Here is a 12,156-nt window from a genome sequence, read left to right on the forward strand (position 1 = left end):
TCCTTAGTGACAGTCGCCCGCCGGGCTATTGCAGCAGGTTGCGGCGGTTTTACGGTTTGCCAGCAGGTCGATGTCGACGCGGCTGCGTGCCCGCCGCAGCAGACCGAGAACGACCACGTTGAACAGCACAACCGCAAGAATGCAGACCAGGCTGTAGCGCGGATGCTGGCTGAAGTTAACGGTTTGATAAAACAGCGTCGCCAGCGAGTAGGCAATGTTTAACCCCCACAGGATGGAGAACCCCATCCAGCCGCGGCTGGACTCGCGGGCAATCGCCCCCATCACGGAGATGCACGGAATATAGAGCAGAACGAAGATGAGGTAGCTGTAGGCCGCGGACGCGCTGCCAAACTTCTCGCCCATCACGCCCATGGCACCGGTCGCCATCTCACCGTCGCCTTTGCTCGCCTCAATCGGGTTCGCCAGCACGCTCAGGCTGAAGGTGTCCTTCAGGCTTTGCCAGGTTTCCTCTACGGCACCCAGCAGTTCGTCACCGAGGTGAAACTCCGCCGGGTTAAATTCCTGCTCCTGAATGTTCTCGGCGGTGTAGAGCGTGTTCAGGGTACCGACAACCACCTCTTTTGCCATCGCGCCGGTAAACAGCCCGACGGTTGCCTGCCAGTTATCCTCATGCACGCCAATCGGTTTGAAGACCGGCGTGATGACGCGGCTGACGGAGGCGAGGGCAGAGTCGTTAATGTTATCCGCTGCCTGTCCACTCAGGGTGAAGCTGTTCAGGGCGCTCAGGAAAACGCTGACGATGACAATCACCTTACCGGCGCGCAGGACGAAGCCTTTCAGACGCTGCCAGGTCTGGATCGCCAGGCTTTTCAGATGGGGGACGTGGTACACCGGCAGCTCCATCACGAACGGTGACGCCTCACCGCGCATGATGGTGTGCTTGAGCATTAAACCGGTCAGGATCGCCATCACGATGCCCAGCACATACAGCGAGAAGACCGCCAGCGCACCCTGCTGGCCAAAGAAGGCTGCCGCAAAGACCGCAAAGATCGCCAGTCGGGCACCGCAGGACATAAACGGCGCCATCATAATGGTCATCAGACGTTCACGCGGTGCATCCAGCGTGCGCGCGCCCATCACCGACGGCACGTTACAGCCGAAGCCGACGATCAGCGGGACGAAGGATTTACCCGGCAGGCCCAGCGCCTGCATCAGACGATCCATCACGAACGCCGCGCGCGCCATGTAGCCGGAATCTTCCAGGAACGAGAGGAACAGGTACATCATGCCGATCTGCGGCACCAGCGGCAGAACGGTATTGATACCGCCGCCGATCCCCTGTGCGAGGAAGATGGTGAGCCATTCCGGGAAGTGCAGGGTGTAACCCACCCACTGGATCCCGTGGACGAAGAGCGCGACGGAACCGGCGTCAAAAATCGGCTGCAGTGCGCCACCGATGTTAATGGCGAGCAGGAACATCACGTACATCACCAGCAGGAAGATGGGCAAACCGAGGAAGCGGTTAAGCACAATCTTATCCACTGCCGCCGTAAAGCGGCTGGGTTCCGCCGTCAGCGCGTTACTGACCACGTCGCAAATCGAGGCGATGGCCTGGTAACGGGCATCGGCGATGTGCAGCGCCGGGTCGTCCAGCTCGTCGCTAAGACGGGCCACCGTCACGTCCAGCTTATCGGCCGCATGCCCGGCGTAAGCGCGGCTGTAGATATCCCCTTCCAGCATCTGCAGGCCAAGCCACAGGCGCTGTTTCGCAGGCATGCTGTTATCCATCTCCTGCGCCAGCACGTTGGCTTCACGCAGGAGAGGCTGCGCGTAATGCACCAGCTCAACGTCGCGATTTCCCGCGTGACGGTCAATGGCCAGCTTCAGCGCATCAATACCGCGCGCGCGCGTCGAGACCAGCGGAACGACCGGGCACCCCAGGCGCGCGGAGAGGGCATCGACGTCGATGCGCAGCTTTTGTTTCTCTGCGATATCGAGCATGTTGAGCGCCACGATGCAGGGGATACCCAGCTCCAGCAGCTGCAGCGTCAGATAAAGGTTACGCTCGAGGTTTGAGGCGTCGACCACGTTGATCAGCAGATCCGCGTCGCCGCCAAGAATATAGTGACAGGCGATTTGCTCATCGAGCGAGGTTTGCGACGAAATAGTGGTTAAGGAGTAGGTGCCGGGAAGGTCAACCAGCGTCACCTGGTTGTCTGTCGTCGTGAACTGGCCCTCTTTACGCTCAACCGTCACGCCCGCCCAGTTGCCCACGCGCTGGCGAGCCCCGGTCAGCTGGTTAAAAAGCGTGGTCTTGCCGGAATTAGGATTGCCAATTAAGCCAATAGTTAACTTTTTCATTTTTTTAGACTCACTGAAACCGCTGGCTTGTTATCGGGATAAGGCTTCGACTTCTATTAACGCGAGGTCTTTTTTACGCAGGACCAGATTCACGCGTCGGGTTTCGATATGAACCGGATCGCCTAACGGCGCCACGCGTACGACCTGGAATGACGAGCCGGGCAGCATGCCCAGCGACAGCAGCTTCTGCCGATAGGCCGGGCTAATTTCGCGGGTAAAACCGGTAATCTTCCATGCACTGTCTGGAGTGAATTGCATAACGCCTGATTCCACGAAAGGTTAAATTATCTACTATGCGATGATAATGAGAATAGTTTTTATCAGCAATATTAAAACTGTGACGGAATGTTGTTTGCGATATTAATTTACGGCCTTTTTGACCTTGCTCAATATTTGCTGAAATGCCGGGAAAACGAAAAGCGGAGTATTTGTTAACGGGGTGATAATTAGCGGTTTAAATATGGCTACATACTATTTATTTTAATTCCCTGCGGCCTGCTTGCCGGGCGGCACTGCGTTTGCCCGGCCTACAAAACCGTAGGCCCGGTAAGCGCAGCGCCACCGGGCATTTATGACCTTAGCGTTTTTTACCCATCGCGGCCGCCAGCGCATCCATCATCGCGCTGTTGCCTGCAGGCTGGGCATCACGTCCACGCGGTTTTGCCGCTTTCGCGGCCGGACGCTGCTGCTCGCGGCCCCCACCGTTGCCGCCGCGGCGCGCGTTGGTGTCACCCGGCTGCTCGTCCAGACGCATGGTGAGCGCGATACGCTTGCGCTGCAGGTCCACTTCCAGCACTTTGACCTTCACGATGTCGCCCGCTTTGACCACGGTGTGCGGGTCTTCAACGAACTTGTCGGCAAGGGATGAGATATGGACCAGGCCATCCTGATGCACGCCGATATCCACGAACGCGCCAAAGTTGGTGACGTTAGTCACCGCACCTTCCAGCACCATGCCTGGCAGCAGGTCGTTCATGGTCTCGATACCGTCAGCAAAGGTCGCGGTTTTGAACTCAGGACGCGGATCGCGGCCCGGTTTTTCCAGCTCTTTGATAATGTCGGTAACGGTTGGCACACCAAATTTGTCGTCGGTGAAATCGACGGCTTTCAGGTTGCGCAGGGCGCTGCTGTCGCCCATGAGATCTTTCAGCGCCTGCTGGGTAGCGGCCAGGATGCGTTCCACCACCGGATACGCTTCCGGGTGAACGGTGGAGGCATCGAGCGGGTTATCGCCGTGGTTGATGCGCAGGAAGCCCGCACACTGCTCAAACGCTTTTGGCCCCAGACGGCTTACCTTCAGCAACTGCTGACGGTTCTGGAACTGGCCGTTCTCGTCGCGCCAGGCGACGATGTTCTGCGCCATCATGCGGGTTAAGCCCGCCACGCGGGTCAGCAGAGGAACGGAGGCGGTGTTCAGGTCAACGCCAACGGCGTTTACGCAGTCTTCCACGACCGCATCCAGCTTGCGCGCCAGCTGAGTCTGGCTCACGTCGTGCTGATACTGGCCCACGCCGATCGATTTCGGATCGATCTTCACCAGTTCCGCCAGCGGATCCTGCAGACGGCGAGCGATCGAGACCGCGCCGCGCAGGGAAACGTCCAGGTCCGGGAACTCCTGTGCCGCCAGCTCGGACGCGGAATAGACGGACGCCCCGGCCTCGCTGACGATCACTTTCTGTGCCGTCACTTTCGGGAACTGCTTCTGCACGTCGAGATAGAAACGCTCGGTTTCGCGGGACGCCGTACCGTTGCCGATGGCGACCAGCTCGACGTTGTATTTTTCGCACAGCGCCGCCACCACGACGGCCGCTTTCGCTGCCTGGCCGGTGTGCGGATAGATGGTGTCGGTGGCGACCAGCTTGCCGGTGCCGTCAACGACAGCGACTTTTACACCGGTACGCAGACCCGGATCGAGACCCATGGTCGCGCGCAGGCCAGCAGGGGCAGCCATCAGCAGGTCGTGCAGGTTGCGGGCGAACACGTTAATCGCTTCATCTTCGGCACGTTCGCGCACGGTGCCCATCAGCTCGGTTTCGAGGTGCATCAGCACCTTGATGCGCCAGGTCCAGCTCACCACGCCTTTACGCCAGCTATCAGACGGGGCGTTGTTCAGACGCAGACCGAGATGGTCGATGATGATTTGCTCGCAGTGGCTCTCTTTCGGCGGCTCGTCAAACTGCGGGTCGGCGTTCAGGGAGAGTTGCAGCACGCCTTCGTTGCGGCCGCGGAACATTGCCAGCGCGCGGTGGGAAGGGGTGGTGGAAATCGGTTCGTGGTGATCGAAGTAGTCGCGGAATTTCGCGCCTTCTTCCTCTTTACCCGCGACGACGGTAGAGACGATGTGGGCGTTCTTCCACAGGTAATCACGCACTTTGGCGAGCAGGGCAGCGTCTTCGGCGAAGCGCTCCATCAGAATATAGCGCGCGCCGTCGAGGGCGGCCTTGGTGTCCGCTACGCCTTTGTCGGCGTCGATGAATTTCGCCGCTTCGGTATCCGGATCGTGGGACGGTTCGTTCCACAGCAGGTCGGCCAGCGGCTCAAGACCCGCTTCAATGGCAATCTGTCCGCGCGTACGGCGCTTCGGCTTGTACGGCAGATAGAGGTCTTCGAGTTCGGTTTTGCTCAGGGTGCCATTGATGGCGCTTTCCAGTTCGCTGGTCAGCTTGCCCTGTTCGCCGATGGATTTGAGGATCGCCTGACGACGTTCTTCCAGTTCGCGCAGATAACCGAGACGGGTTTCCAGGTTACGCAGCTGCGTGTCATCCAGACCGCCGGTGACTTCCTTACGATAGCGTGCAATAAACGGCACGGTGTTCCCTTCATCAAGCAGGCGAACGGCAGCTTCTACCTGTTCGGCTCTGGCCTGAAGTTCACCCGCAATAATGCGGCAGAGCGAATCTTTCATCATGGCTTTATCATCTGTTGAGTCGAAAAAATCAGGGGATAGTTATACGGGCTGACACGGCAAAATGCCAGCCGGGGAGGGCGCTCTCGGACTATTTTACGTAGACGATCTCATTAACGTACCAGCTGGCTTCTCCGGCTGGGGTCTGCACGACGGCCAGATCGCCCACTTCCTTTTTCAGCAGCGCGCGGGCCATCGGCGAGTCGATGGAGATGTAATCCTTACGACCAAAAATTTCATCGTAGCCGACAATGCGAAAGCGCAGGGTGTCACCGTCGTCGTTTTCAATCTCCACCCACGCGCCGAAGAACACTTTGCCCTCCTGCTGCGGGGAGTAATCGACAATTTTTAGATTTTCGAGGCATTTCGTCAGATAGCGTACCCGGCGGTCAATTTCGCGCAGCCGCTTCTTGTTGTACTGGTAGTCAGCGTTTTCGCTGCGATCGCCCAGGCTCGCGGCCCAGGTCACCTTTTTGGTTACCTCAGGACGCTCTTCGCGCCAGAGGAAATCCATCTCTTTTTTGAGTTTCTCGTACCCTTCGCGGGTGATCAGGGGCGTTTTCATGGTGCTGCCTTTGCTGCCGGTTCTCTGTTTTGCGCACAATACGTACCACACAGTGTAACAGACAGGATTAATAATGATTTATGTGATGAAATGAACAGATAAGCTGCTGTTAAATATGCTTTGTAACAATTTCGACTAGAATTTATACCAGAATTAACTGGTCGAATACGTGCACTTTTTTAGAATACGCTGTTACAAAGACTATCCGAACCTTTGGGAGTACACACAATGCAAGAAAACTACAAAATTCTGGTCGTGGATGACGACATGCGCCTGCGTGCGCTGCTGGAACGTTATCTGACCGAGCAGGGCTTCCAGGTTCGTAGCGTCGCGAACGCTGAGCAGATGGACCGTCTGCTGACCCGTGAATCTTTCCATTTGATGGTTCTCGACCTGATGCTGCCTGGCGAAGATGGGCTTTCTATCTGCCGCCGTCTGCGCAGCCAGAGCAACCCGATGCCGATCATCATGGTGACGGCGAAGGGCGAAGAAGTTGACCGTATCGTGGGCCTCGAAATCGGCGCCGACGACTATATTCCAAAACCGTTTAACCCGCGTGAACTGCTGGCGCGCATTCGCGCCGTGCTGCGTCGTCAGGCGAACGAACTGCCGGGCGCGCCGTCGCAGGAAGAAGCCGTTATTGCCTTCGGCAAGTTCAAGCTGAACCTCGGCACGCGCGAAATGTTCCGTGAAGACGAGCCAATGCCGCTCACCAGCGGCGAGTTTGCGGTCCTGAAAGCGCTGGTCAGCCACCCGCGTGAACCGCTTTCTCGTGACAAGCTGATGAACCTGGCGCGCGGTCGCGAATACTCCGCTATGGAACGCTCTATCGACGTGCAGATCTCCCGCCTGCGCCGCATGGTGGAAGAAGATCCGGCGCATCCTCGTTATATTCAGACCGTATGGGGTCTGGGCTACGTGTTCGTCCCGGACGGCTCTAAAGCATGAGGCGAATGCGCTTCTCGCCGCGAAGCTCGTTTGCCCGCACCCTGTTACTGATCGTCACCCTGCTGTTCGTCAGCCTGGTGACGACCTACCTGGTGGTGTTGAACTTTGCGATCCTGCCGAGCCTCCAGCAGTTCAATAAGGTCCTGGCCTACGAAGTGCGTATGCTGATGACCGATAAGCTGCAGCTGGAGGACGGCACGCAGCTCGTCGTTCCCCCGGCGTTTCGTCGTGAAATCTACCGTGAACTGGGTATCTCGCTCTACTCGAATGAAGCGGCGGAAGACGCGGGCCTGCGCTGGGCGCAGCACTATGAATTCCTCAGCCAGCAGATGGCGCAACAGCTGGGTGGCCCGACGGAAGTGCGCGTTGAGGTCAACAAAAGCTCGCCCGTCGTCTGGCTGAAAACCTGGCTGTCACCCAACATCTGGGTGCGCGTCCCGCTGACCGAAATCCATCAGGGCGATTTCTCGCCGCTGTTCCGCTATACCCTGGCGATCATGCTGCTGGCGATAGGCGGGGCCTGGCTGTTTATCCGTATACAGAACCGACCGCTGGTCGACCTGGAGCACGCTGCGCTGCAGGTCGGTAAAGGCATTATTCCTCCTCCGCTGCGCGAGTATGGCGCCTCGGAAGTCCGCTCGGTGACGCGTGCGTTTAACCATATGGCGGCAGGCGTGAAGCAGCTGGCGGATGACCGTACGCTGCTGATGGCGGGCGTGAGCCATGACCTGCGCACCCCACTGACGCGTATCCGTCTGGCGACGGAGATGATGGGAGAAGAGGACGGTTATCTCGCCGAGTCCATCAACAAGGATATCGAAGAGTGCAACGCCATCATCGAGCAGTTCATCGACTACCTGCGCACCGGTCAGGAGATGCCGATGGAGATGGCGGATCTGAACGCGGTGCTGGGCGAAGTGGTGGCGGCGGAAAGCGGCTACGAGCGCGAGATTGATACCGACCTTCAGGCGGGCGAGATCCAGGTACGCATGCACCCGCTCTCCATTAAGCGCGCGGTGGCCAACATGGTGGTTAACGCGGCGCGCTACGGCAACGGCTGGATTAAGGTCAGCAGCGGCTCTGAGCTCAACCGCGCCTGGTTCCAGGTTGAAGACGACGGTCCGGGCATCAAGCCCGAGCAGCGTAAGCATCTGTTCCAGCCGTTTGTGCGCGGCGACAGCGCGCGCAGCACCAGCGGTACGGGCTTAGGCCTGGCGATTGTGCAGCGTATTGTGGATAACCATAACGGACTGCTGGAGATTGGTACCAGCGAGCGGGGTGGGTTGAGCATTCGCGCCTGGTTGCCGGTTCCGGTGACGCGAGGGCAGGTGAAAGAGAGTTGAAAAAAGGGTGGCACGAGCCACCCTTTTTTGCAGGTCGGGTAAGGCGAAGCCGCCACCCGACATGGACTACAGTTTTGGACCCGCACTCACCAGCGCAGCACCCGCCGGGGTATCGGTATACTTCTCGAAGTTCTCGATAAACAGCTTCGCCAGCGATTCCGCTTTCTCACGCCACTGCTCCGGCGAACCGTACGTATTGCGCGGGTCGAGGATATGCGTATCCACACCCGGCAGCGACGTTGGGATCGCCAGGTCAAACATCGGCAGCGTGAAGGTTTCGGCGTCGTCCAGAGAACCATCCAGAATGGCGTCGATAATGGCGCGGGTATCTTTGATGGAGATACGTTTGCCGGTGCCGTTCCAGCCGGTGTTCACCAGGTATGCCTGCGCGCCGGATGCCTGCATGCGTTTCACCAGCACTTCAGCATACTGCGTCGGGTGCAGCGACAGGAAGGCTGCGCCGAAGCAGGCGGAGAAGGTTGGGGTTGGCTCCGTCACGCCGCGCTCGGTACCCGCCAGCTTGGCGGTGAAACCGGAAAGGAAGTGGTACTGCGTCTGGCTGGCCGTCAGGCGAGACACCGGAGGCAGCACGCCGAACGCATCCGCCGTCAGGAAAATAACCTTCGTGGCATGACCCGCTTTTGACACCGGCTTCACGATATTGTCGATGTGGTAGATCGGATAAGAGACGCGGGTGTTTTCCGTTTTCGACGCATCGTCGAAGTCAATGGAGCCGTCGGCACGCACGGTGACGTTTTCCAGCAGCGCATCGCGACGGATCGCGTGGAAGATATCCGGCTCGGCCTCTTCAGACAGGCGAATGGTCTTCGCGTAGCAGCCGCCTTCAAAGTTGAATACGCCGTCGTCATCCCAGCCGTGTTCGTCATCACCAATCAGACGACGTTTTGGATCGGTAGACAGGGTGGTTTTCCCGGTGCCGGAAAGGCCGAAGAAGACCGCCACGTCGCCTTTTTCACCGACGTTAGCCGAGCAGTGCATGGAGGCGATGCCCCGCAGCGGCAGCAGGTAGTTCATGACCGAGAACATCCCTTTCTTCATTTCGCCGCCGTACCAGGTACCACCGATCAGCTGGATACGCTCGGTCAGGTTGAAGGCAACAAAGTTTTCGGAGTTCAGACCCTGCTCTTTCCACTGTGGGTTGGTGCATTTCGCGCCGTTCATCACGATGAAATCAGGGGTGAAGTCCTGCAGCTCTTCGTCGGTTGGACGAATAAACATGTTTTTCACGAAATGCGCCTGCCAGGCCACTTCGGTGATAAAACGTACGGAGAGACGGGTGTCGGCGTTAGCGCCGCAGAAAGCGTCGACAATAAACAAACGCTTGCCGGAAAGTTGATGGGTGACGAGCCCTTTCAGGTGCTGCCAGGTTTCCGGAGAGAGCGGTTTGTTGTCGTTCTTCCCTTTGCCCTTGTCAGCCCACCACAGCGTATCGCGGGTGGTTTCGTCTCGGACGATATACTTATCTTTCGGCGAACGACCGGTAAAGATACCGGTATCGACGGCGATAGCACCAAGATTCGTCAACACACCGCGCTCGTATCCTTCCAGTGCTGGATTGAGCTCTTCCTGATACAGCGTATCGTAGTCGGGGTTGTAGACGACTTCCTGGACGTCGTGAATACCATAAGCCTTGAGATCTTGCGGGGTTAAACCAGTAACACGCATATCACTGCTCCTTAGCCAATATGTACTGCCTGAAATTGTAGGGTTTTTCTGAGGTTGTTTACCGCGACGGGGCTCATAGATTCACGCATCTGGACAAAACCCTTACTAACGGAAAACGCTGCGACTCCAGTCACAGCGCAGGCGGATTATCGCAGGAATCGCTTTTTGGTTGGGGAAAATGTTCCGAAAAGGTTAAAGGCTGGTGATTTTATCGGAAAGAATGTGAATGTAATCGCATACACGTAAGAAAATTACGTAAGAGTTACATTGGGAAAACGATTCAGCTTGGGTGGAGTTTTTTGCCCCTCAGCCCAGCCCTCTCCCCTTTGGGGAGAAGGTTAAGGTGAGGGGAAGAGAGGTTTAGTGAACCTGCGGATCCGCCGGGGAGGCGTTATTGCGGATCTCAGCGATATCCATCGAATTGAACACATAGTGCGTACCGCAGTAGTCACAGTGCATATCAATTTCGCCGTCTTCCGCCATGATGCTGTCGATCTCTTCATCCGGCAGGGTTTTCAGTGCGCCAGCGCAGCGCTCGCGGGAGCAGGTGCACTTAAACTCCACAGACTGCGGGTCGTAAACGGTCACTTCTTCTTCGTGGTACAGACGCCACAACACGTCGGTCGCCGACAGATTGAACAGCTCTTCCGCTTTGATGGTTTCGGTCAGCGTCGCCAGGTGCTCAAAATCATTGGTCTGCGCGTCCTGCGCAGGCAGAACCTGCAGCAGCATCCCGCCCGCAGCAGGCTGGCCGTCTACTTCACCGGTGCGGATGAACAGGCGCGTCGGCAACTGTTCAGAACGCATGAAGTAATCTTCCAGGCAGGCTGCGAGGGTATCGCCTTCCAGACCCACCACGCCCTGATAGCGCTCACCTTCCTCTGGGGAGATGGTGATCACCAGGTAGCCATTACCCACCAGCGTTTTGAGGTCAGCATTCTCAGGCACGTCGCCCTGAACGCGCGCCACGCCGCGCATCTGCTGCTGGTTATTGCCGTTGATGACCGCCAGCGTCATCGGGCCGTCACCCTGCAGCTGCACGGTGATGTCACCAGCAAATTTCAGCGTCGCCGTGAGCAGGCTGGTGGCAACCAGCAGTTCGCCCAACAGGGTCTTCACCGGCAGCGGGTAGTTGTGGTTTTCCAGAATCTGTTTCCAGGTTTCGGATACGGTGACCAGCTCGCCGCGCACGGCGAATTGTTCAAACAGATAGCGGTGTAATTGGTCGTGTTGGGCCATAATAGTCTCTCGTGCAGGTGAGGGTTACTCGGTCTCACCGTGTTTAAATTTCATCAGATCGCGGCGCTCTTTTTTGTCCGGTCGCCGGTCCGGGTGGGGCATGGTCAGCGCATTCATTTTGCGCGCCAGCGCGGTCTTCTCGCGCTTTTCTATGCTTTCCGCCGTCTCTTCATAAAGCAGTACGGCTTCGGCTGCCGGCCGTCGTTGTTCGGTAATGGCTTTAATCACTACCGTACGTTCATCGTTGCCCTGACGCAGCGTTAAGGTGGCATTCAGCTCAACCAGCTTGCTTGGTTTGCTGCGCTGGCCGTTGTAATGCACTTTTCCGCCGTCAATCATCTCGCGGGCAAGGGCGCGCGTCTTATAAAAACGCGCCGCCCACAGCCATTTATCCAGTCTTACCCCGTCAGAGGTTTTTTCTTTCATGGCCTCTCCTTCACGGTCAGTGAGGGGATCATCTGGCGATAGTCGTTCAGTCCCGGATGGCGCAGATAGCTTTTTTCAGCCAGGCCAGAGTCAGGATTGGTGACGCCCAGACAATAGCGAATGCCAAACTTAGCCGCGGAATCCAGAATGGGTTCGCTGTCATCAATGAACAGCGTGCGTTCCGGCTGCAAACCCGTCTCTTCCTTCACCGCATGCCACAACCGCTGATCCTCTTTCGGATAACCAAATGTGTGGGTGGAAAGTAATAAATCAAGGTGTGATGCCAGACCCGTATGCTCCAGCTTCACGGCCAGGTTATGGGGATGCGCGTTGGTCAGCAAAATGCGGCGCTTGCCGCTTGCTTTCAGCGCGTCCAGGAACGGAACCGTATCCTCGCGCAGCACGGCGCGTGGACCCTGGGCGGTGGTCATGGCACAAATATCCAGACCGAGGCGCTCGCTCCAGTAGTCAAGACAGTACCAGTTTAGCGTATGTTGCACGGCACTATATTGCGAACGAATGAATGCCTGCGCTTCTGCCGGGGAGATCCCCTGCTGCTCGCCATAGGTTTCTGGAACCAGCGTTTGCCAGAAATAGTTATCAAAGGCGAGATCGAGCAGCGTGCCGTCCATATCCAGCAGAACGGTATCAACCTCCTGCCAGGCGATATCAAGATGCATAAGGGGAACTCCAGCCAGAAGAAACGTGCGCGACAGGGTAGC

At 57.7% G+C, this 12,156-nt stretch carries 10 protein-coding genes; 2 read left to right on the plus strand and 8 right to left on the minus strand.

From position 1 onward, the window contains the following. Positions 1–3 precede the first annotated feature (3 nt). The 4 genes from feoB to greB all read right to left on the minus strand — a co-directional run bounded on the left by feoB (position 4) and on the right by greB (position 5,792). Complete coding sequence (feoB, locus tag ACMGGE_RS18350) at positions 4–2,322, minus strand: Fe(2+) transporter permease subunit FeoB (RefSeq protein WP_420294025.1); 2,319 nt, start codon at positions 2,320–2,322, stop codon at positions 4–6. 30 nt (positions 2,323–2,352) lie between these two features. Then, positions 2,353–2,580, minus strand: a complete 228-nt coding sequence (gene feoA / locus ACMGGE_RS18355) for a ferrous iron transporter A (protein ID WP_008503050.1) — start codon at positions 2,578–2,580, stop codon at positions 2,353–2,355. A 319-nt stretch (positions 2,581–2,899) separates the two neighbouring features. After that, a complete protein-coding gene (locus tag ACMGGE_RS18360) occupies positions 2,900–5,230 on the minus strand; it encodes a Tex family protein (protein WP_420294026.1) in 2,331 nt (776 codons plus the stop codon). 88 nt (positions 5,231–5,318) lie between these two features. Continuing rightward, complete coding sequence (gene greB, locus ACMGGE_RS18365) at positions 5,319–5,792, minus strand: transcription elongation factor GreB (RefSeq protein ID WP_008503048.1); 474 nt, start codon at positions 5,790–5,792, stop codon at positions 5,319–5,321. Between the two features lie 228 nt (positions 5,793–6,020). Between greB and ompR the strand changes: the two genes are divergently transcribed. Together ompR and envZ are read left to right on the plus strand one after the other, a co-directional pair. Then, positions 6,021–6,740 carry a two-component system response regulator OmpR gene (gene ompR, locus ACMGGE_RS18370; protein WP_001157751.1) on the plus strand — a complete coding sequence of 240 codons (720 nt, stop codon included), beginning with the start codon at positions 6,021–6,023 and terminating at the stop codon, positions 6,738–6,740. After that, positions 6,737–8,083 (plus strand): two-component system sensor histidine kinase EnvZ, encoded by a 1,347-nt coding sequence (gene envZ / locus ACMGGE_RS18375; RefSeq protein ID WP_008503047.1) that lies wholly within the window; start codon positions 6,737–6,739, stop codon positions 8,081–8,083. Before ompR ends, envZ begins: the two co-directional genes overlap by 4 nt. Positions 8,084–8,149: 66 nt before the next feature. On the opposite strand, the gene pckA is transcribed toward envZ, so the two are convergent. The 4 genes from pckA to yrfG form a co-directional block, all read right to left on the minus strand. Continuing rightward, a complete protein-coding gene (gene pckA, locus ACMGGE_RS18380) occupies positions 8,150–9,769 on the minus strand; it encodes a phosphoenolpyruvate carboxykinase (ATP) (protein WP_021242192.1) in 1,620 nt (539 codons plus the stop codon). 360 nt (positions 9,770–10,129) lie between these two features. Beyond that, the gene (gene hslO, locus ACMGGE_RS18385) at positions 10,130–11,008 is read right to left on the minus strand and encodes an Hsp33 family molecular chaperone HslO (protein WP_023309492.1); all 879 of its coding nucleotides are present in this window, start codon (positions 11,006–11,008) and stop codon (positions 10,130–10,132) included. A 24-nt stretch (positions 11,009–11,032) separates the two neighbouring features. Beyond that, positions 11,033–11,434, minus strand: a complete 402-nt coding sequence (gene hslR, locus ACMGGE_RS18390) for a ribosome-associated heat shock protein Hsp15 (RefSeq protein ID WP_420294027.1) — start codon at positions 11,432–11,434, stop codon at positions 11,033–11,035. After that, on the minus strand, positions 11,431–12,114 hold the full coding sequence (gene yrfG, locus ACMGGE_RS18395; RefSeq protein ID WP_048027692.1) for a GMP/IMP nucleotidase: 684 nt from the start codon (positions 12,112–12,114) through the stop codon (positions 11,431–11,433). Before yrfG ends, hslR begins: the two co-directional genes overlap by 4 nt. Between the last annotated feature and the right edge of the window lie 42 nt (positions 12,115–12,156).

The organism is Enterobacter sp. BNK-22, from assembly GCF_048684805.1.
Classification (GTDB): domain Bacteria; phylum Pseudomonadota; class Gammaproteobacteria; order Enterobacterales; family Enterobacteriaceae; genus Enterobacter; species Enterobacter quasiroggenkampii.

Excerpts from the sequence above, each read along its gene's own strand:
- feoB (WP_420294025.1), bottom strand. The coding sequence starts at position 2,322 with ATGAAAAAGTTAACTATTGGCTTAATTGGCAATCCTAATTCCGGCAAG.
- hslO (WP_023309492.1), bottom strand. The coding sequence starts at position 11,008 with ATGGCCCAACACGACCAATTACACCGCTATCTGTTTGAACAATTCGCC.
- hslR (WP_420294027.1), bottom strand. The coding sequence starts at position 11,434 with ATGAAAGAAAAAACCTCTGACGGGGTAAGACTGGATAAATGGCTGTGG.
- envZ (WP_008503047.1), top strand. The coding sequence starts at position 6,737 with ATGAGGCGAATGCGCTTCTCGCCGCGAAGCTCGTTTGCCCGCACCCTG.
- pckA (WP_021242192.1), bottom strand. The coding sequence starts at position 9,769 with ATGCGTGTTACTGGTTTAACCCCGCAAGATCTCAAGGCTTATGGTATT.
- feoA (WP_008503050.1), bottom strand. The coding sequence starts at position 2,580 with ATGCAATTCACTCCAGACAGTGCATGGAAGATTACCGGTTTTACCCGC.
- yrfG (WP_048027692.1), bottom strand. The coding sequence starts at position 12,114 with ATGCATCTTGATATCGCCTGGCAGGAGGTTGATACCGTTCTGCTGGAT.
- greB (WP_008503048.1), bottom strand. The coding sequence starts at position 5,792 with ATGAAAACGCCCCTGATCACCCGCGAAGGGTACGAGAAACTCAAAAAA.
- ompR (WP_001157751.1), top strand. The coding sequence starts at position 6,021 with ATGCAAGAAAACTACAAAATTCTGGTCGTGGATGACGACATGCGCCTG.
- ACMGGE_RS18360 (WP_420294026.1), bottom strand. The coding sequence starts at position 5,230 with ATGATGAAAGATTCGCTCTGCCGCATTATTGCGGGTGAACTTCAGGCC.